22 protein-coding genes and 1 tRNA gene are annotated in these 17010 nt (G+C 62.5%); 11 read left to right on the top strand and 12 right to left on the bottom strand.

The window, feature by feature from the left end:
* The first annotated feature begins 555 nt into the window (after nt 1–555).
* From IE097_RS14100 to IE097_RS14090, 3 genes are all read left to right on the top strand, one after another.
* Nucleotides 556–1824 (top strand): AAA family ATPase, encoded by a 1269-nt coding sequence (locus IE097_RS14100; protein WP_189461491.1) that lies wholly within the window; start codon nt 556–558, stop codon nt 1822–1824.
* The gene (locus IE097_RS14095; RefSeq protein WP_189461490.1) at nt 1825–2451 is read left to right on the top strand and encodes an RloB family protein; all 627 of its coding nucleotides are present in this window, start codon (nt 1825–1827) and stop codon (nt 2449–2451) included.
* A gap of 124 nt (nt 2452–2575) precedes the next feature.
* Nucleotides 2576–2651, top strand: a tRNA-OTHER gene (locus tag IE097_RS14090).
* A 51-nt stretch (nt 2652–2702) separates the two neighbouring features.
* On the opposite strand, the gene IE097_RS14085 is transcribed toward IE097_RS14090, so the two are convergent.
* Nucleotides 2703–2933, bottom strand: a complete 231-nt coding sequence (locus tag IE097_RS14085; RefSeq protein WP_189461489.1) for a hypothetical protein — start codon at nt 2931–2933, stop codon at nt 2703–2705.
* 1 nt (nt 2934) lies between these two features.
* Complete coding sequence (locus tag IE097_RS14080; protein WP_189461488.1) at nt 2935–3585, bottom strand: protoglobin domain-containing protein; 651 nt, start codon at nt 3583–3585, stop codon at nt 2935–2937.
* Between the two features lie 120 nt (nt 3586–3705).
* Between IE097_RS14080 and IE097_RS14075 the strand changes: the two genes are divergently transcribed.
* Entirely contained in the window at nt 3706–4578 is an 873-nt protein-coding gene (locus IE097_RS14075) for an AraC family transcriptional regulator (RefSeq protein ID WP_189461487.1), read from the top strand.
* A 1-nt stretch (nt 4579) separates the two neighbouring features.
* On the opposite strand, the gene IE097_RS14070 is transcribed toward IE097_RS14075, so the two are convergent.
* From IE097_RS14070 to IE097_RS14040, 7 genes are read right to left on the bottom strand one after another with little or no spacing between them, the layout of a single operon-like run.
* A complete protein-coding gene (locus IE097_RS14070) occupies nt 4580–5812 on the bottom strand; it encodes an aspartate aminotransferase family protein (RefSeq protein ID WP_229797598.1) in 1233 nt (410 codons plus the stop codon).
* A 10-nt stretch (nt 5813–5822) separates the two neighbouring features.
* Entirely contained in the window at nt 5823–6074 is a 252-nt protein-coding gene (locus IE097_RS14065; protein WP_189461486.1) for a cytoplasmic protein, read from the bottom strand.
* Nucleotides 6017–6952 carry a pyridoxine/pyridoxal/pyridoxamine kinase gene (gene pdxK / locus IE097_RS14060; protein ID WP_189461485.1) on the bottom strand — a complete coding sequence of 312 codons (936 nt, stop codon included), beginning with the start codon at nt 6950–6952 and terminating at the stop codon, nt 6017–6019. The genes IE097_RS14065 and pdxK overlap by 58 nt, the downstream gene beginning before the upstream one ends.
* Nucleotides 6949–7665, bottom strand: coding sequence for a glutamine amidotransferase (locus tag IE097_RS14055; RefSeq protein WP_189461484.1), 717 nt, complete (start codon nt 7663–7665; stop codon nt 6949–6951). Before IE097_RS14055 ends, pdxK begins: the two co-directional genes overlap by 4 nt.
* Nucleotides 7662–8474: a YggS family pyridoxal phosphate-dependent enzyme gene (locus IE097_RS14050; RefSeq protein WP_229797597.1), complete on the bottom strand. Its 813-nt coding sequence runs from the start codon at nt 8472–8474 to the stop codon at nt 7662–7664. The genes IE097_RS14055 and IE097_RS14050 overlap by 4 nt, the downstream gene beginning before the upstream one ends.
* Nucleotides 8475–8496: 22 nt before the next feature.
* Nucleotides 8497–9537, bottom strand: coding sequence for a 2Fe-2S iron-sulfur cluster-binding protein (locus IE097_RS14045; protein WP_189461483.1), 1041 nt, complete (start codon nt 9535–9537; stop codon nt 8497–8499).
* A complete protein-coding gene (locus tag IE097_RS14040) occupies nt 9534–10454 on the bottom strand; it encodes a diiron oxygenase (RefSeq protein ID WP_189461482.1) in 921 nt (306 codons plus the stop codon). The genes IE097_RS14045 and IE097_RS14040 overlap by 4 nt, the downstream gene beginning before the upstream one ends.
* A gap of 412 nt (nt 10455–10866) precedes the next feature.
* Between IE097_RS14040 and IE097_RS14035 the strand changes: the two genes are divergently transcribed.
* Nucleotides 10867–12162, top strand: a complete 1296-nt coding sequence (locus IE097_RS14035) for an aminotransferase class I/II-fold pyridoxal phosphate-dependent enzyme (RefSeq protein ID WP_229797596.1) — start codon at nt 10867–10869, stop codon at nt 12160–12162.
* Here IE097_RS14035 and IE097_RS14030 read toward each other — a convergent pair.
* The 3 genes from IE097_RS14030 to IE097_RS14020 all read right to left on the bottom strand — a co-directional run bounded on the left by IE097_RS14030 (nt 12156) and on the right by IE097_RS14020 (nt 13813).
* Nucleotides 12156–12650, bottom strand: coding sequence for a hypothetical protein (locus IE097_RS14030; RefSeq protein ID WP_189461480.1), 495 nt, complete (start codon nt 12648–12650; stop codon nt 12156–12158). The genes IE097_RS14035 and IE097_RS14030 overlap by 7 nt on opposite strands.
* Nucleotides 12647–13423: a winged helix-turn-helix domain-containing protein gene (locus tag IE097_RS14025; protein WP_189461479.1), complete on the bottom strand. Its 777-nt coding sequence runs from the start codon at nt 13421–13423 to the stop codon at nt 12647–12649. Before IE097_RS14025 ends, IE097_RS14030 begins: the two co-directional genes overlap by 4 nt.
* Nucleotides 13424–13546: 123 nt before the next feature.
* Entirely contained in the window at nt 13547–13813 is a 267-nt protein-coding gene (locus IE097_RS14020; protein ID WP_189461478.1) for a hypothetical protein, read from the bottom strand.
* Nucleotides 13814–13908: 95 nt separating this feature from the next.
* On the opposite strand from IE097_RS14020, the gene IE097_RS14015 reads away from it, so the two are divergent.
* The 6 genes from IE097_RS14015 to IE097_RS13990 are packed head-to-tail and all read left to right on the top strand — an operon-like array spanning nt 13909 to nt 17008.
* Nucleotides 13909–14697, top strand: coding sequence for a hypothetical protein (locus IE097_RS14015; protein WP_189461477.1), 789 nt, complete (start codon nt 13909–13911; stop codon nt 14695–14697).
* Nucleotides 14698–14739: 42 nt separating this feature from the next.
* Nucleotides 14740–15036 carry a hypothetical protein gene (locus tag IE097_RS14010; RefSeq protein ID WP_189461476.1) on the top strand — a complete coding sequence of 99 codons (297 nt, stop codon included), beginning with the start codon at nt 14740–14742 and terminating at the stop codon, nt 15034–15036.
* 45 nt (nt 15037–15081) lie between these two features.
* A complete protein-coding gene (locus IE097_RS14005) occupies nt 15082–15714 on the top strand; it encodes a hypothetical protein (protein ID WP_189461475.1) in 633 nt (210 codons plus the stop codon).
* 22 nt (nt 15715–15736) lie between these two features.
* Entirely contained in the window at nt 15737–15949 is a 213-nt protein-coding gene (locus IE097_RS14000; protein ID WP_189461474.1) for a hypothetical protein, read from the top strand.
* Nucleotides 15950–15989: 40 nt separating this feature from the next.
* Nucleotides 15990–16559: a hypothetical protein gene (locus IE097_RS13995; RefSeq protein ID WP_189461473.1), complete on the top strand. Its 570-nt coding sequence runs from the start codon at nt 15990–15992 to the stop codon at nt 16557–16559.
* 38 nt (nt 16560–16597) lie between these two features.
* Nucleotides 16598–17008 (top strand): hypothetical protein, encoded by a 411-nt coding sequence (locus tag IE097_RS13990; protein ID WP_189461472.1) that lies wholly within the window; start codon nt 16598–16600, stop codon nt 17006–17008.
* Nucleotides 17009–17010 lie beyond the last annotated feature (2 nt).

Here is a 17010-nt window from a genome sequence, read left to right as displayed (position 1 = left end):
GATTCTTCACCTACCGTTCAACAAGAGAGAGACTGAGCATGCCGAACAAGCCACGTTTCCTTCCTGCGATTACGACTGTCCTCGGCATTCCTGTGCAACGTCCCTATGACTGGAGCAACCGAGGAAACATCACCCCGGAAGAGTTGATCACGTGTGTGTTCGAGTCCTCGATTTTTCAGGACCTCATTAATGTCACGCTAGCGTATGGTTGGGAGAAAGTTAGAGCGCAGGCCACCGCAACCCTAGACGCAGGGTGGCTGCCTCTCTACGCCCAGTCGCAGCTAAAGGCGAACTTAGCGTTGATCGACAAGCATTACGAGCTCGTTGCTTCGGTCCACATGCCCCACAAAACACCCCACTGAACACACGCATACCAAACGGGGACCGAGTCCACAGGCGCGAAGTTCGTCGTAACGTAAAAATTCTGCAACAAGATCGAATTTTTGGTGGAAAAGTGCATTACCACCCCATCCAACTGCAGAAAAAGTGCAAATGGATGAAGAAAGAGGCTACCATGGACTCGTAGTCATTTAGTTGCTGAAACTGGAAAAAAACATGCTCGTTGAATTTTCTGTAGAGAACTTTCGTTCTATACATATGCGCCAGACCTTCTCGATGGTCGCTGCCCCTCGTCTACGTCGTAAGGGAAACACTTTCGAGCCTGAGCTTAATGGAGAACGCTTTCCTAGGCTTTTAAAAGTGGCGGCAGTTTATGGCCCCAATGCCTCTGGTAAGTCAAGTTTAGTTTCCGCTCTAGCGCTAATTCCGAGAATTGCTTCACACCAGCCAGATACGAGCGACGCCGAACTTCCGGTATCGCCATTTAGATTTTGCCCAAACGCTAGAAAGAAACCCAGTTGCTTCGAAGTTCATTTCATCCATGAAAAGATGAGATATGAGTTCATCCTGCACTTAACCAAAGAGAGAATTACAAAAGAAAAACTGGTAATTCATCCAAAAGGAAAGGAAGTTGTTCTTTACGAGCGCACAGCATCAGAAAATAACAAAGACGAATACTTCATATCGCCAGACCTAGAGGGCGGGGAAATAGTAATCGAAGCTTGGAAGCAATTAACAAATCCAAAAACGCTGTTTATTTCTCAAGCAGTAGCAAATAGCAACACCGAGCTAAACCAGCTAAGAACCCCATTTTTGTGGCTACAAAAGGGGGTAATGCCAATTAACTCCAGACTTTCCAGACTCACCCCAGGAGTATTAACAGTTCTAAATGAAGTACCAGAAATATCAGACGAACTCGCTGAATATTTGAGCGACCTCGACATACCAATTTCAAAGATAAAACAAGAAATTAAAGAAGTAGAAGTAGATAACGCCGAATCGTATAATGATGACTTCTCTAGAAAATTAGATAACTTTGAAAAAAATCACAACAAAACAACTCTCACACACAAAACCTCATTAGGCGAAGCTGATTTTGATCTTAAAGAAGAATCTGATGGAACAAAGAGCCTTCTAGGCTTCTGGCTACCCTTAAAAATTGCAAACATGAAGCGCAACATAACCTCAGCACTGGTAATTGATGAGCTCGATAGTAGCTTACACCCATCAATTATTGCGAGCATAGTTGAGCGCCACTTAAATAGTACAGATGACTTTCAACTAATCTTCACCACACATGATACTCATCTAATGGATACTCGGTTACTTAGAAGAGATCAACTTTGGTTGACGGACAGGGATGAAACTGGCGCAACGCAGTTACGTTCAATTCATGATTTCGCAGGAAGAGAAAGCGAAGATATCGAAAAACGGTATTTTGAAGGAAAATACCGTGGAATTCCGTTTGTTAGGAAAGGATATTAGATGAGCAGAACAGCAAAAACATTTGAACGCAGAGGCTCAATCTACGAACCAACCCCTGACACTCTTATAATTTGCGAGGACAGTGGATCTAATAAAACATACATCGAAGACGCCAAAAATCACTTTAAGGCTCACCCAAAAATTGAGGTGTGTAACTGTGGAAAATCCGATACCGTTGGTATCGTTAACTATGCAAAGAAAGTTCAACACAAGTATCACGAAATTTATTGCGTAGTCGATCGAGACAGTCATTATAAGTTTGAACAAACTCTTGCTGAAACAAGAAGCTCCCCGAAGATAAAAATAATTCCGTCGTATCCTTGCTTTGAGTTCTGGCTATTAATTCACTTCAACCCAGTCAGCAAGCCATACGGGGCATCAAAAGGGAAGTCCGCAGGTGAGTGCGTTGTTCAAGACTTAAAAAATGTAAAGGAATTCGCCGCTTACACTAAATCAAAATCTAACCGTTATTTTGATTTTCTCCTTGATCGACTTCCAGCTGCTCGAGCTAATGCGGCGCGTCTTTTAGAGGAGGCTAAACAGCGAGGCGACCTCAACCCGAGCACCCAAGTTCACCTCCTAATAAAGCGAATTGAAGAGTTAGGTCAACTAGTCAAAATCACCTAAGGCCTGAAGCATTCGTTGACTTATAGGCGAAAGCGTCAACCAAGTGTCAACGCTGTAGAGGTGCAAAGCAGGATCAATACAGGGGTATGCACTCGCTTCCCCTGTTATTGCTTGCTATAGCAGGGTAAAGCAACTCGGGCGCTGGGACTTAAAATCCCTCGGCGTAAGCTGTGCCGGTTCGACCCCGGCTCGGGGCACCAAACAAAAAAAACGCGACCCTGAGTCGCGTTTTTTTGTTTGGATGCGCTCTGCTACTGCGTGACCGCCAGCACATGCTCGATCGGCGAATGATCCTCGATCTTGAGCACCTTGCCGTTGACGACCAGCGATGGCAGCCGGGTCACGCCCAGGGCTGCGGCCTCGGCGGCACGCCGGTTGTCGAGACCGAGATTGACGATGTCGATCGTGACATCGAGTGATTCGAAGGCCGCAGCAATCGACAGGCACAGATTGCATCCGTCGTGGAACAGGATCGCCGCCATGTCAGAACTCCCCCTCGCGAACGTACGGTTGGCTCCACAGGATGGCCTGCAGCAGGACCGACTTGACCCAGGCCGCGTGCATTCGTTCGACGTCGTTCGCCGACGCGCCTTTTTGGGCAAGGAAAGGCCTGAGCGTGGTGGTGATCGGGATCGTCAGCGCGGGGATGTAGCGGAAATTGACTTGTGCCGTGCTTTGGACGCCGTCGGTGCGGTTCTTCTTGAACTTGCTGTGGCGCAGGCCGATTTCGTACTGGTAGTCCAGCCAGGTCTGGTCGTAGCGGGCTTCGGCGGTATCGAGGATCCAGTGGGCAAAGCGCTTGCGCACGGCCTCGAGGTAGGCCGGGTCGGGTTCGCCGGTGCGCGTGTTGCCGAAGAACACCACCAGTTCGGGGGTCGATGCGACGAAGCCGTACCAGACATCGAGGATGGCATCGGTCTGGTCGGCGAGGATCGCGGCACTCTGCCGCAGCGCCAGCACATCGTCGTCACCGAACAGCAGCGCCTTTTGCAGCGCGGCGAGGTCGGCCAGCGAGTACGGGGCGCGGGCCAGCGTGGCATGGCCGTAGTTATACCCGGGGGTGGCCTGTCTGGCCGCTTCGGCGGCAACGACGCCGAACGACAACCGGGGCAGAATCGCTTGCAGCAGTTGCATGGTCACACTCCTTTGCGAACATCGGGAAACGCCGCGCGCCGCGCGGCAGCAGGGACAATGTGCCCGATTCGTTGCTACGATGAGCGATACATCGTCGACAAAACATGTCTTATCGTCCAAATGTCCTTTGCTACGCCGCCGCTCGATCGGCTCTCGCCACTGCTGGAACGCTTTCGCGTCCGCGCCCAGCTGTTCCATACCGGCGCGCTGTGCGGCGTCAGCCTGTTCGAACGCCAGCCGGGCCGGGCCTTCCTGCACGTGCTGCGACGCGGCGAGCTCGACGTCGAACATCATGCCGCCGACGGACTGAACCCGCGCTTGCGCATCACCGAACCCAGCCTGCTCTTCTATCCGCGTGCGATTGGGCATGCGTTCCACAATCCGCCGGTCGACGGCTCGGATTTCACCTGCGCGACACTGCGTTTCGACGGCGACGAACACAATCCGCTGGTCCGTGCGTTGCCGCCGCTGATCGTGCTGCCGCTGTCGCAGGTCCCGGGGCTGGCACAGACGCTGACGTTGCTGTTCGCCGAAACCGACCGTGGCCGCTGTGGCGCGCGCCTGCTGGCCGACCGGCTGTTCGAAGTCGTGCTGATCCAGCTGTTGCGCTGGCTGATCGATCACCCCGATGCCGCCGGCATTGCCCCCGGCCTGGTCACCGGATTGACCGATCCGCGACTGGCACGGGCGCTGGTGGCAATGCACGAGGCACCGGGCGAGGCCTGGACGCTGGCCGCCATGGCCAGCAAGGCCGGCATGTCGCGCGCGGCGTTCGCCGCCGCGTTCAAGCAGGCCACGGGCACGACACCGGCGTGCTACCTGAGCGAATGGCGGCTGAGCCTGGCGACGCGCGAGCTGCTGGCCGGCCGCGCGGTCAAGGTCGTTGCCGACGAACTCGGCTACAGCGGCGCGTCGGCCTTTTCCAAGGCATTCAAACAACAGTTCGGCGCCGCACCCAAGGACTGGCTGCGCGACGCCACCCAGCCGTCCTGAATCATTTGCAGACCGGTTCGGCCTCCACGACGTCCACGGCCTGCGATGCGACATGGCCGTTCGACCACTGCGTGACCAGCCGCGCCAGCCGCTCGATCATCTGGTCGATCTGCGCCGGCGTGCAGATCAGCGCGGGCAGCAGACGGATGATGCGCTCTCGCGTCACGTTGATCAGCAGGTCCTCGGTTCGCAGCGCACGCTCGACCATCCCGGCACACGGCTGCGCCAGCTCGATGGCAATCATCAGGCCATGACCGCGAATCGCCTCCACCCCCGGCAAGCCGCCCAACTGCCGTTGCAGACCGGCCAGCAAGCGCTCGCCCAGCTGGCGGGCACGCTGTGGCAGGTTTTCGCGCTCACTGATGCTCAGCACGCAGCAACCGACCCGGCACGCCAGCGGATTGCCGCCGAAGGTCGAGCCGTGATTGCCCGGTACGAACAGCTGCGCCGCCTCGCCGCGCGCGAGGCAGGCACCGATCGGCACGCCGTTGCCGAGCGCCTTGGCCAGGGTGATCACGTCGGGAACGATGTCGCCATGCTGGAAGCCGAACCACTTGCCGGTACGGCCCAGCCCGGTCTGGATTTCGTCCATCATCAGCAGCCAGCCGTGGCGATCGCACAGTGTGCGCAACTGCTGCAGATAGGCGGGATCGGCGACATGCACACCGCCCTCGCCCTGAACTGCCTCGAGCAGCACGGCGACGACGTCCGCCCGGGTGTCGGCACAGCGTTGCAGCGCGTCGGCATCGTTGAACGGCAGACGCAGGAAGCCGGGCAGCAGCGGTTCAAAACCGCGCTGCACCGCCGGATTGCCGCTGGCGGCCAGCGTCGCGAACGTACGGCCATGGAAACTGTTGTCCATGACGATGACCTGCGGCTGTGCAATGCCGCGACGACGCGCATGCAGCCGCGCGAGTTTCAGCGCGGTTTCGTTGGCCTCGGCACCGGAGTTGCAGAAGAACGCCCGGTCCATTCCCGCCAGCGCGCACAGGCGCGCGCCCAGCTGCTCCTGCCAGTCGATGCCGAACAGGTTGGACGTATGGATCAGCCGGCTGGCCTGGTCGGCGATCGCCGCGGCAATTTCCGGATGGGCATGGCCCAGGCTGGTGACCGCGACCCCGGCGATCGCATCGAGATACTCGCGGCCCCGGGTATCCCAGAGCCGGGCTCCGTCACCGCGTTCGAACGCAATCGGCTGGCGCGCGTACGCCTGCATCAGATAGGACGTCTGCATTGCGGCTCCCTTATTCCGGCAACGGCGCAGCCTGGAACAGCGCCTCCACACCGAGCAGACGCAGCCCGTCCGGGCCGCTTTCCAGAATACGGCGCTCGCCGAACGCTACCAGCCGCTGCGTGCGAAAGCCCTGCTCCGCCGGCAGGTGCGCGATGATCGTCGCCAAGGCGTCGAGCGCGCGCGGTGCTTCGGTTTCGAAAAAGCCTAGCAGTTCGCCATATTGCCAAATGGTGAGCCGGTATTTCTGCGGGGTGGTGTCCATGGTGTATCGGGGGCTCCATGTCGGGAGGGATAATTCAGGCTCAGCTCGCCAAAGCCGGCCTGGTGGGAAAACTGCACCGCGCTGGCGACTTCGTCGCAGGCCTGCGCGACGGCGTCGTCCAGCGCCACATCGGCCAGCAGCAGCCCGGTGAGCACTGCCGCAAACAGGTCACCGGTGCCTTTGACGCCGCTGGGTATCCGCGCATGACTCAGTTGCCGGCAACCTTCGCGGGTCACGACGGCCACGGTCAGCGGCGCGTCGGCCTGAGACGGTGCCAGCGCCGACGTCACGACGACCCAGTCGGCACGGCCGTTCAGCCAGAAGCGCGCGGCGCCGGTCACGTCGTCGAAACTGCGCAGCGGCCGGCCCGCCAGCTTCGCCAGCTCGAAGCCGTTCGGCGTCAAGCCATGCGCCTGCGGCAGCAGGTACTGGGTATAGGCAAGCACCAGCTCGGGTTCGACATACATCCCGCAGTCGTAATCGCCGAGCACCGGGTCGACGTGGAAGCGGATGTCCGGCCAGTGCTGGCGCACGTGCGCCAGCCAGTCGGCCACCAGCCGTGCCTGATCGGCGCAGCCGAGGTAGCCGACCATGATCGCGCGGGTGTGCTGCAGCACGCCGCGCAGTTCGAGCTCGCGCAGGTAGCCGGCAAACCAGGTCGACGGAATCACGCCGCCGTCGACACTCGGGTAATGCGGCGTGTTGCTCAGCAACACCGTCGGCACCGGCGCCACGTGCAGGCCCATGCGCTGCAGCGCGGGGACCGCGACCGAATTGCCGACGCTGCCGTACACCAGCTGCGACTGGATCGAGATCACATCGATCGGCAGCGGCCTGAGGGACGATCGCCGCCCCGCTCCGGGCTCGCTGGCGCTCATGCCGGCGAGGTTTGCGTGGCGGTCACCACGTCAAGCCACTGTTCGACGACCTGGCGCGCCACCCTGGCCAGAGCCGGACCGTGCTGCTGCGCCTGGCTGCGCAGGACGCGCGGGTCGATGCCGACCGAGCCGAGTTCGGCGGCGTGGCCGACCAGCCATTGCTCGATCCGGGCGGCATCGGCCTCCAGATGGAACTGCAGGCCCAATGCCTGCGGGCCGTAGGCAAAGGCCTGGTTGGCGCCGATGCTGGTGCTGGCAAGATGGGTACCGCCGTGGGGAATGTCGAACTGATCGCCGTGCCAGTGCAGCACCGGTACGCCGTTCAGTGCCGCCAGCGGCGACGCGATGCCGGCGTCGCTGAGGCTCAGCGGGCCGAAGCCGATTTCCTTGACGCCGAGTGCGTACACCTTGGCGCCGAGGGCGCGCGCCATCAGCTGCGCACCAAGGCAGATGCCGAGAATCGGCTTGCCTGCGTCGAGCCGGGCACCGATCAGTTTCAGCTCGTCGCTCACGAACGGGTACACCGTCTCGTCGTAGGCGCCGATCGGGCCGCCGAGCACGACCAGCAGGTCCGGTGCCAGCGGGTCGATCGCCGCCAGCCTGGCGGTCGTGGCATCGACATATTCGACATGGAAACCGCGCGCCGCGAATACGGCTTCGAGCGTGCCGAGGTCTTCGAAATGAACGTGGCGGATCGCAAGAACGGACTTCATAACACCTGCTCCTCTGGTAGTTGCTGGCTGGGCCAGTAATGGTGGTGCGGCAAGGCACGCGCGCCGAAGACGGCCTGGCCGACGCGTACGACGGTGGCCCCCTCTTCGATGGCGATTTCGAAATCACCGGACATGCCCATCGACAGCTCGTCGAGACGCATCCCGGCCGGCAGGTCCGGCAGCAGACGATCGCGCAACTGGCGCAACCGGACGAAGCAGGCCCGGACCCGCTCGGGGTCGGCCGACTGGATCGCCAGTGTCATCAGCCCTTTCACCCGCAGCGACGGAAACTGCTGCAACTGCTGGATGAACGATGCCGCGACATCCGGATGCAGGCCGTACTTGCTCGGTTCGTCCGAGGTATTGATCTGCACCAGCACGTCCAGCTGGCGCTGTTCATGTCGCAGACGCTGCTCGAGGGCCTCGGCCAGCCGCAGGCTGTCGAGCGCCTGGAACTCGCTGGCCAGCCGGGCGACGACCTTGGCCTTGTTGGTTTGCAGATGGCCGATGACGATCCATTCGACATCGCCGAGATCGGCCATCTGCGGCTGTTTCAGCTGCACCTCCTGCACCTTGTTTTCACCGAACGCCCGGTAGCCGGCGGCATGGGCAAAACGGATCCGCGCCTGATCGACGGTCTTGGACACCGGCAGCAGCCGGACACCGGCCGGATCGCGGCCGGCACGCGCGCACGCGCGGGCCATGCGCTCGCGGATCGCCGCCAGATTGGCGGCCACCTCGGCCGGCGTTTCCGCCTGCGGATACAGCATGCCCCCGGCAAGGGGGAGATCAGGACCTGGTGCGTTCAATGCATGCTCCCGGTTGCGATCGTCAGAGCGCGATCGTCAGTGTGGTGTTGGACGACGGGTAGGTGCAGCACGCCAGGGCAAAGCCCTGCGCGTGCTCGCCCGGGCTCAGTGCGAAGTCCGCTTCGCGACGGCAATCGCCATCGACGACCCTGATCCGGCAACTGCCGCAAATGCCCGAGCGGCACTGGCTCTTGATCGGCAGCTTGTGCTGTTCGAGCAGGTCGAGCAGGCTCTGGCGCGGATCGGCCTTGAGCACCTGCGCGTGGCCTTCGACCGCCACCTTCGGTGCCGCCAGCGCAGGGTCGACCACGATCGGAGCCGCATCGCTCGCCGGCGGCGAAAACGACTCGATCAGCACTTTCGCGCCGGGATGCAGCCGCCGCATCGCCGCCTGCTGTGCGCTGGCGAACGCATGGCTGCCGCAAATCACCACGGCATCCGGATCGGCCAGCGTGCTCAGGTCGGCGTCGCTCGGTCGGCCTGCGTGGAAGTGCGGCGTCCGCGACTGGATCGCGTCACCGGTCACGAAAATGCGCACGCTGAACCACGGGCTGCGCAAGTCCAGCTCGAGCAGCTCGTGCAGGAAGGGCACGGCCGAGATCGACTTGGTGCACAGGCACAGCTCGACCCGGGGTACCGCATGCCCTTGCTGCGCCAGCTTGCCGAGTTCGCGGATCAGCGCGATCGGCAGCGTGATGCCGATCCCGCCGGCCAGCATCAGCACCCGGCGCATTCCGGCCACGGCGTCGACGGTGATATGGCTGGCCGCATACTTGATCGCCAGCAGCTCGCCGGCGTTCAGTCGCGCATGCAGACTGTCGGCCACCCCCTGATTGCCGGTCTTCTTGACGGCGATCTCGAAGGTGTCCGGGGCCGGACGGCGGACAATCGAATAGCAGCGCTGCTGCGTCACGCCATGGGCATCCGGAAACTCGATCGCGACGTGACCGCCCGGATGCAACTCCAGCGCCGTGTGGGCCGACTGCGCCCGCAGCGTGAACACCTTCACGCCGCCGGCCTCGTTGTGCGCCTGCTCGCAGCGCGCATGCATCATCGTGGTCATGACACCACCTCCAGACTCGCCGACGGCAGCGACGTCGTCGCGCGCACGGCACGGTCGGTCAGGCCGATTCGCTCGATCAGCGCTTCGACCGAATCGGTGTAGACCCCGATCTCGTTGCTGTCGCCGGTATCGCGCAGGATGTCGTCCTGATGCGGCAGGCCGATCAGCTGGAAGGCTGCACGCCATGCACCCAGCTCGTTGTTGGCGAACAGCTGCACCGTCTTGAGGATGATCTCGCGCAGATAGCCGCGTTCGGCCTGGCTCAGCCCGTGCACCAGATCGGCGGCGACGAAGCTGAACACGCTCGAATGACTCCATTCGTCGACCGCGTGCGTGCGGGTCACCTGGTGGCAAATCGCCTGGATCGACTGGTCCTCGGCCATCGTCTTCAGGTAATCGGTGATCAGCGTTTCGCTGGCGCACGCGATGCCGAAGCGGGTCAGCCGGCGTTCCCACTCGGCGCCGCATCCGGCCAGCGCATCGTCGCGCCAGCGCACGAGGTTGAAATCCTCGAACGCCAGCGGCGCAAGACCGCGCTCGCGATAGATGTAGTTGCACGCGCCGATCGACATCCGCGTGTGCAGTGCCTCGTCGAGCAGGGCTTCCGAAATCACGTCCTGGATCAGGTCGCGATTCCTGGTGAAGCCCGGCGGCGCCTTGATCAGGTCTTCGCACGCCGGGGTGACGATGTCGCACTCGATGTAGACGGTCTTGAGGTTGTAGATCGCCCACGCATACGACAACGCCTGCGATTTCAGCTCGGCCGGTGTCGACAGCCACGCCTCGTGCTGTTTGAACGGCAGCAGCGATTCGCTGAAATCGCTCTTGGCCGGATCGAAGACCAGATCGGCATAGTCGTTCGGTCCCTGGTTGACCGCAGCCCGGGTGCGCCACAGCGCGGACAGGCGCTGGAGCATGGTTGCAACCGAGTCTTCACGTACTGTTTCTGAAAAAGCCATGGTGGTTTGCCTCATGCAGATACTGCGTTGAAGTTAGGGAGCCTCTTGCTTTACTGCACTCTGGCGGCGGCGACTTGGACCCCGCCCTCTTGTTTGTATTAGTTCAATACACACAATGAACTAGTTCATTAAATGATTTTGGGAAGCTTTCGTCAAGCTTGTTGATGTTTTATTTTCTTGACAGCGCCTCTCCCCATCCCGGTTACCGCCACGGATGGCTTGCAAATTCTTGGTTTGCAAAGCAAAGTGAAATGCCGCCAGACGTCGGACCGCCGCTATTGACCGTCGTGGATCAAGTGCAACACGCTGCTTGAACATGGCCGGATCAATCTTTGTTTTGGTTCGTAATACATTTTGAATGAGTACATACATGCTGGAAGGAAGCACCGCGCTTGAAATCGTCGCGTCGATCGACCGGATGATCCGCTTCGAGCAATGGAAGGCAGGCCATCAGCTGCCGTCGGTCCGGGTGCTGGCAGGCCAGCTTGGCGTCAATCCGAATACGGTGGCGTCGGCGTACAAGATGCTGCGCGATGCCGGCACGATCGTGACCGATGGCCGCCGGGGAACCCACGTGGCCGGCGACGTCGAGCATTCGGCCATCGAAATGGCGGTGCCTGCCGGACTGCGCGACCTCGCCTCCGGCAACGTCGACGGCCGCTTGCTGCCCCGGCTGAATCCGGACTGGCTGGCGACACCGGTCTCGCTCGCCAGCTACGACGCCGGCGAGGACGATCCGGCGCTGATCACGCTGGCGCAGCGCTGGATGTTCGAACCCGCCGGCTGCAACGGCCCGGTCGCGGTGTTCTCCAGCGTGCTCGACGCCATCGAGCGCGCACTGCTGCAGCGCTGCCGTCCGGGCATGAAGGTGCTGGTGGAGGACCCATGTTGGCCGCCGTTGCTGGCACTGCTGATCAGCATGCGGCTCAAGCCGGTGCCGCTGCCGGTCGATGCGCACGGCGCACAGGTCCCGAGTGCGGCGCTGTTGCAGGAATCGTGCGCGGTGATCCTGACCGCGCGGGCACACAATCCCACCGGGGTCAGTTACTCGCGCGAACGCTGGCAGGCCTGGCAGTTCGCGCTGGCGCGCTCGGCCGACAGCCTGCTGATCATCGACGACCATTGGGGTGCGCTGAGCGCCGTCGCCCCGCCGCCGCTGCAGATCTTCTCGTGCGAGTGGGTCTACGTGCTGTCGGTGAGCAAATTTCTCGGCCCGGAACTGCGGCTGGCAGTCGCCGCCGGCAACGGTCCGGTACTGAAAACCATGCTGCGGCGGCATACCTTCGCGCCCCGCTGGGTCAGCCCGCTGCTGCAGCGCATCGTCGCCCGGGCGTGGCAGGGCATGCTCGACGACAACGCACTGGCCACGGTACGCGACGCCTATGCGACCCGCCGTGCCACCCTGCAGGCCAGCCTGCTGCGCCACGGCGTCGGCGTCATCGAACACGGCGAGGGTCTGCACCTGTGGGTGCCGGTCGACAATGAAACCACCATCGTCCAGCACCTCGCGTCGCTCGGCTGGGCGGTACAGGCAGGTCAGCCGTTCCGGCTGGCCAGCCCGCCGGCCATCCGCATCAGCATCGGCAATCTGGCCTTGACCGACCTCGATACCCTCGCGGCCGATCTGGCCCGGGCACTGGTGCCGCGGACCCGCGCGATCTACTGAGCCGGCGTGCGCTCCGGCTGCCAGTCCGGTGGCCGGCGCGGGAACAGCGCATCCATCAGGTCGATCGGCCCGTCGCGCTTGCCCACCCAGACATCGTGGTGCGGCGAGACCTGGAACAGCGCGATCCGGCCATCGTCGACCGGCATCCACGCATAGTTGACCAGCAGGTACTGACGCTGGGTGTGGTTGTAGTCGTCGAGCAGCTGCACGTTGCCGACGCCGTCGCGCAATTGCCGGCGCTCGCGGATCAGGAAGATCAGCTGGTTGGCGACCGAAATCTGGTACGCCGACACCGACCATTGCGAACCGGTCTGCTGGTCCGACTCGAGGAAGGTGACGTCACCAAACCGGCAGACACCGTAATAGCTCAGGTTGCGGTGGTTGATCCTGAGTTCGTAATTGCAGCCCAGACTATTGACGATGACGAAGGCAACCGTCAGCAACGCCGCCAGCGGCAACAGCCAAAGCAGCAAACGGCTCCGTTTCATCGCGGCGCCCCCGCTTCGGGCTCGAGGACTTGCACGGCATGCCCCGAAACCAGCACCAGCCTGCCCTGCCGCTGCTCCGGCACGGCCGCATCGGCGAGACGCGGATCGGCGACCGCGCAAATCATGCCCCGGCCATCCTGACTGCAACGGACCGCAATCCATTCATGGGCGCTGATCAGGACCAGCAGCAAGGCCCCCGATCCGATCACGATATTGGCCAGCACCAGGCGACGCTGCCATTTGCTGTCGGTGCCGGCCGGTAACGGCATGGGTTCGGTCATTGCCGCCGGCAAATCCGCCGTCGGGATATTTTCCACGGCCGGTCCGGATGGCCGGGCAATCTCCGCCCTATCCGGCAGATCGCATTGCAGCGGGACGGTCAGGGTCAGCAAATAACCCTGGCGCGGCAGAGTGCGGATTTCCACCTCGTACGGCGCCACGTGCAAATGCCGGCGCAAATTGCCAATGGCGACCGGCAGGGAATTGGCACTGACCGGACGTCCGCCCCAGCCGATACCGACCAGTTCGTCCTTGCTGCAGACCACGTCGGGACATTCGAGCAGCCGGGCCAGGATCGCGGCTTCGGCGCCGGCCAGGCGAACGCGCACCGGTTCGCCGCTGCCCTGCTGCCGGATCAGGTAGCGAAGCCCGGGCTGGAACACGAACGAGCCGAAGCGCAAACAGGTGGTGGTCAAGCCCTTTTCCTTGGTGTGCAGATTCACGCTGTGCCGGACGGAATGCGTGCCGGCAGCCCAAACGGACGCAAACATCATCACCGGCCTTGTTCCTGGCATGCAGCGCGGCCGGAACGGCGATTTTGATTAGTTTTAATAATTTTTTATGTGTTTACCCGCCTGGCATCCGCCGCCAGAGTGGGCTGCATCGACGACCCGCCCTCATCGGGGCACGTTGCAGGAGGCCGCATGTTGCGCATTCATCCTACCCGACACTCGCATGCCGATCTTGACGCCGGTCCAGGACCTCGTCGTGTCGCCGGGTATGCACAGCCCGGTGGCTGGCGCATCGGTCATGACGGCATCCGGTGCGCTTTGAACAAGCGCAATGGCAAACGGCCGGGCGATTCGCGGCATGGCGCAATGGCCGATTGCATCGCCGGTGAATTGGCGCACCGCAATCGGCCAATGACCTTCGGAATCCGCCATTGCCGGCGTCAATACGCGCGCCGTCCATTAACCGGCGCGATACGGATTCAACTGTCCATTCAACCATTCACCCATCCCGACCAAGGAGTCCGATCATGAATCGCTACCGATTGCCGCTTGCCGCGTTGCTGACTTCGGCATTGGCATTGAACCCGCTGCTCGCCGTGGCCTCGCCGGCGTTCAATACCGATACGCTGATCGGCACCCGCTCCGATACCGCCGAGCAGATCCTGCAGAACAACGGCTACCGGCAGGTGCATACCGAGAATGGCAGCGACCGCAACTGGGTCAGCTGGTGGAACGGCGATCGCCAGGACTGTCTGGTCACGTCGGTGAAGAACGACCGCTATGTCGCGGTGCAACCGACAATTGCGCACGAGTGCCAGCAATACGCGAGCAGTGGCGGCATCGGCAAGGGCACCGCACTGGCGCTGGCGGCCGGCGCGGCGGCCTTGATCGGCGGCGTTGCACTGTACAACCACAACAAGCACCACCATGACGGCAACAACGATCAGGCAAACCAGAACGACTACGACTTGGGCTATCAGGACGGTTTGAACAACCGGACCAGCAGCAACGGCGGGGATGCCTATACCTCGGGCTACAACGCCGGCATCGACGAATACAACCGCCAGCACGCCGGTCGCCACCATCGCCACGGCCGCGATGCTTATGTCGACGTTTCCGACCTCGTCGGCGTGCGCGCGTCGTACGCCGAGTCGGACCTGACCAGCCGCGGCTTCCGCAATATCGACGGCAGCAAGGGCTGGCACAACGCCTACACGACATGGTGGAACCCGCGCGCCAACGAATGCGTGCAGGTCGTCACCCGCGACGGCAGGTACGACCGGGTCAACGTCGTCGATGCCAATCACTGCGCCTGAGCGGCGCACCACAGCACAGGCCCAGCGGCCGAAGGAGAAATCATGGAACTGGAAATGACCTGGCGCAGGGCGATTCGGGTCTGGTGGGCCTATGCCTGGCGCGTACTCGTGCTCACCCTGCTCGCCGGCGCGGTATTCGGCATCACGGCCGGCGTGATCGTCGCCATCCTGGCCGGCAACGCGGGGGCGTCGGCGGACATTCCCCGACTGGCACTGGCCGCGTTCGGCACCCTGCTTGGTGCCGTCCTCTCGCTCGTGTCGATGAAGTGCGTGCTCGGCTGCAATTTCGGCGAGTTCCGCGTTGCCCTGATCAGCAACACCCCCTGGCTTCCCCGCTGACCCACCCCTCACGGTGCCGCGCATCCGGTACCAAGGAGAACCCTTATGTTTCGCGCTTCGCTACTCGTGCTGAGCATTGCAGTATCCCTTCCGGCGGTTGGACATGCTGCCGATACCACCCAGACCGTCCGTTTCGCCCGCGGCGCCTCGTCGACCCGGTTCCAGCACAAGCTTGCCGGCAGGGAGGTACGCGACTACGTACTCGGCGCGCGCGCCGGCCAGACGCTGGTCGTCGACCTCAAGCCGGGCAGCGTCTACTTCAACGTGCTGCCGACCGGCACCGATACCGCCTTGTACAACGGTTCGATCAACGGCAGTCACGCCAGCATCCCGCTGCCGCACGACGGCAACTACACCGTGCGCGTCTACCAGATGGGTGCTGCCGCGTCGTCGGGCAAGACCAGCGCGTACACGCTCCAGCTCGCGATCAACGACTCACCGGCCGCCAAGCCAGCCCAGACCGCAACGGTCGACGTCTCGGATCTGGTCGATGCGCGCGCCGCCGGTGGCGAAACGGCACTGACCCAGCGCGGCTTCAGCAATGTCGACGGCTACAAGCACAGCGGCAAAAGCTACACGCTGTGGTGGAACGCTCAGGCACAGCAATGTGTTCGGGTCGCGACTGCCAACGGCCGCTACACCGAGTTGACCCAGGTCGACGCGGCCCGGTGCCGCTGAGCGGCGCAGCCGGGAGCCGGCGATGAAACTGCGCCACCCACGCCGCGCGATCACGGAGATCTGGCTGCCACGCAACGGCCAGCCCGGCGCATTCCGCGTGCTGCAGTTCCGCAACAACCGCTTTAGCAGCAACGATCACGCCGATCTGCGCTGGCAACGACAAGGCTGCGACTGGCAGGTGGAAATCGACGGTACCGAACGGCACCGGATTCCGCACGCACTGATTTGCGGCTAAGCCCACCGGGCACGAACGACCCGGATTCAAGGAGAACCTCATGCGTATCGCATCCCTCGTCACCGCCGTACTGCTGGCGGCCCCTGCCCTCGTTGCCTTGCCGGCCCGCGCCGGCAACGCGGCGATCGAACTGGCCGACATCAATGACCAGGGACTGGACTTCGCCCAGCGCACGCTGCAGGAGCGCGGCTACCGGCTGGTGTCGCTGAACGACGGCGATCAGGTGTGGTGGAACCAGGACAGCAACACCTGCGCCCGGCTCAAGATCGGCGCCCGTGCCCGGATCAGCGACGTCGAGAACGCGTCGGCAAGCGAATGCCGGATGTACCAGCGGCGGACGCAAGCCAGCCAGGACCGGCCTCAGGCCCGCCGCCGGGATCATGGCGGCGCAGCCGTCGAACTCGCCGATCTGGACCATCAGGGGCTATCGTATGCGCAACGCGAAATGCAGCAGCGCGGCTACCAGCTGGTGTACTCGAACGCACTCGACGGCCGCCAGCTCTGGTGGAACGATGCCGCAGGCCGTTGTGCCGACGTGCCGATCACCGGCAACCGCCAGATCGGCGAGATCCGCAACGCCGGCCGTGGCGAGTGCACCTCGCACCTTTAAGCCCCTCGGCCACCGTCGCCCTTTCCGGAGCCCATCGCATGGACGACCTTCGCCAACGCCGCCGACTGCGCCTGCTGGCACTGCTCGGCCCGCTGCTGCACCTTGGCATGCTGCTGCGCTTTGCCGACGGGCTCACGCCTTTCGCCGCGGGGCTTTACCTGTGGCTGTGTGCACCGTACGCGGTCGCGGCCTGGCTGATGCGGTCGCGCCCTGCCGGCGACAGGCGGCACACGTTCACACTGGGCAGCCCCTTGCCCGGCGTTGCCTATGCGCTGGCCTGCCTGCTCGCGGACGCCAGCATGCTCTACAGCGTGTTCTACCTGTCGCGCTCGTCGACCGCCGCCATCGGCCTGCTGTTCATCCCGCTCTGGGATTTGCTGCTGGTCGGACCGCTGGCGGCACTGCTCGCCAGTCTGGTAGTGCGTGTGCGTCAGCGCCGGCGCGCCTGAGC

This window comes from Jeongeupia chitinilytica, from assembly GCF_014652315.1.
Taxonomy (GTDB): Bacteria; Pseudomonadota; Gammaproteobacteria; order Burkholderiales; family Chitinibacteraceae; genus Jeongeupia; species Jeongeupia chitinilytica.
The sequence above is the reverse complement of the archived record's forward strand: the minus strand, read 5'-3'. Positions and strand labels throughout refer to the sequence as shown.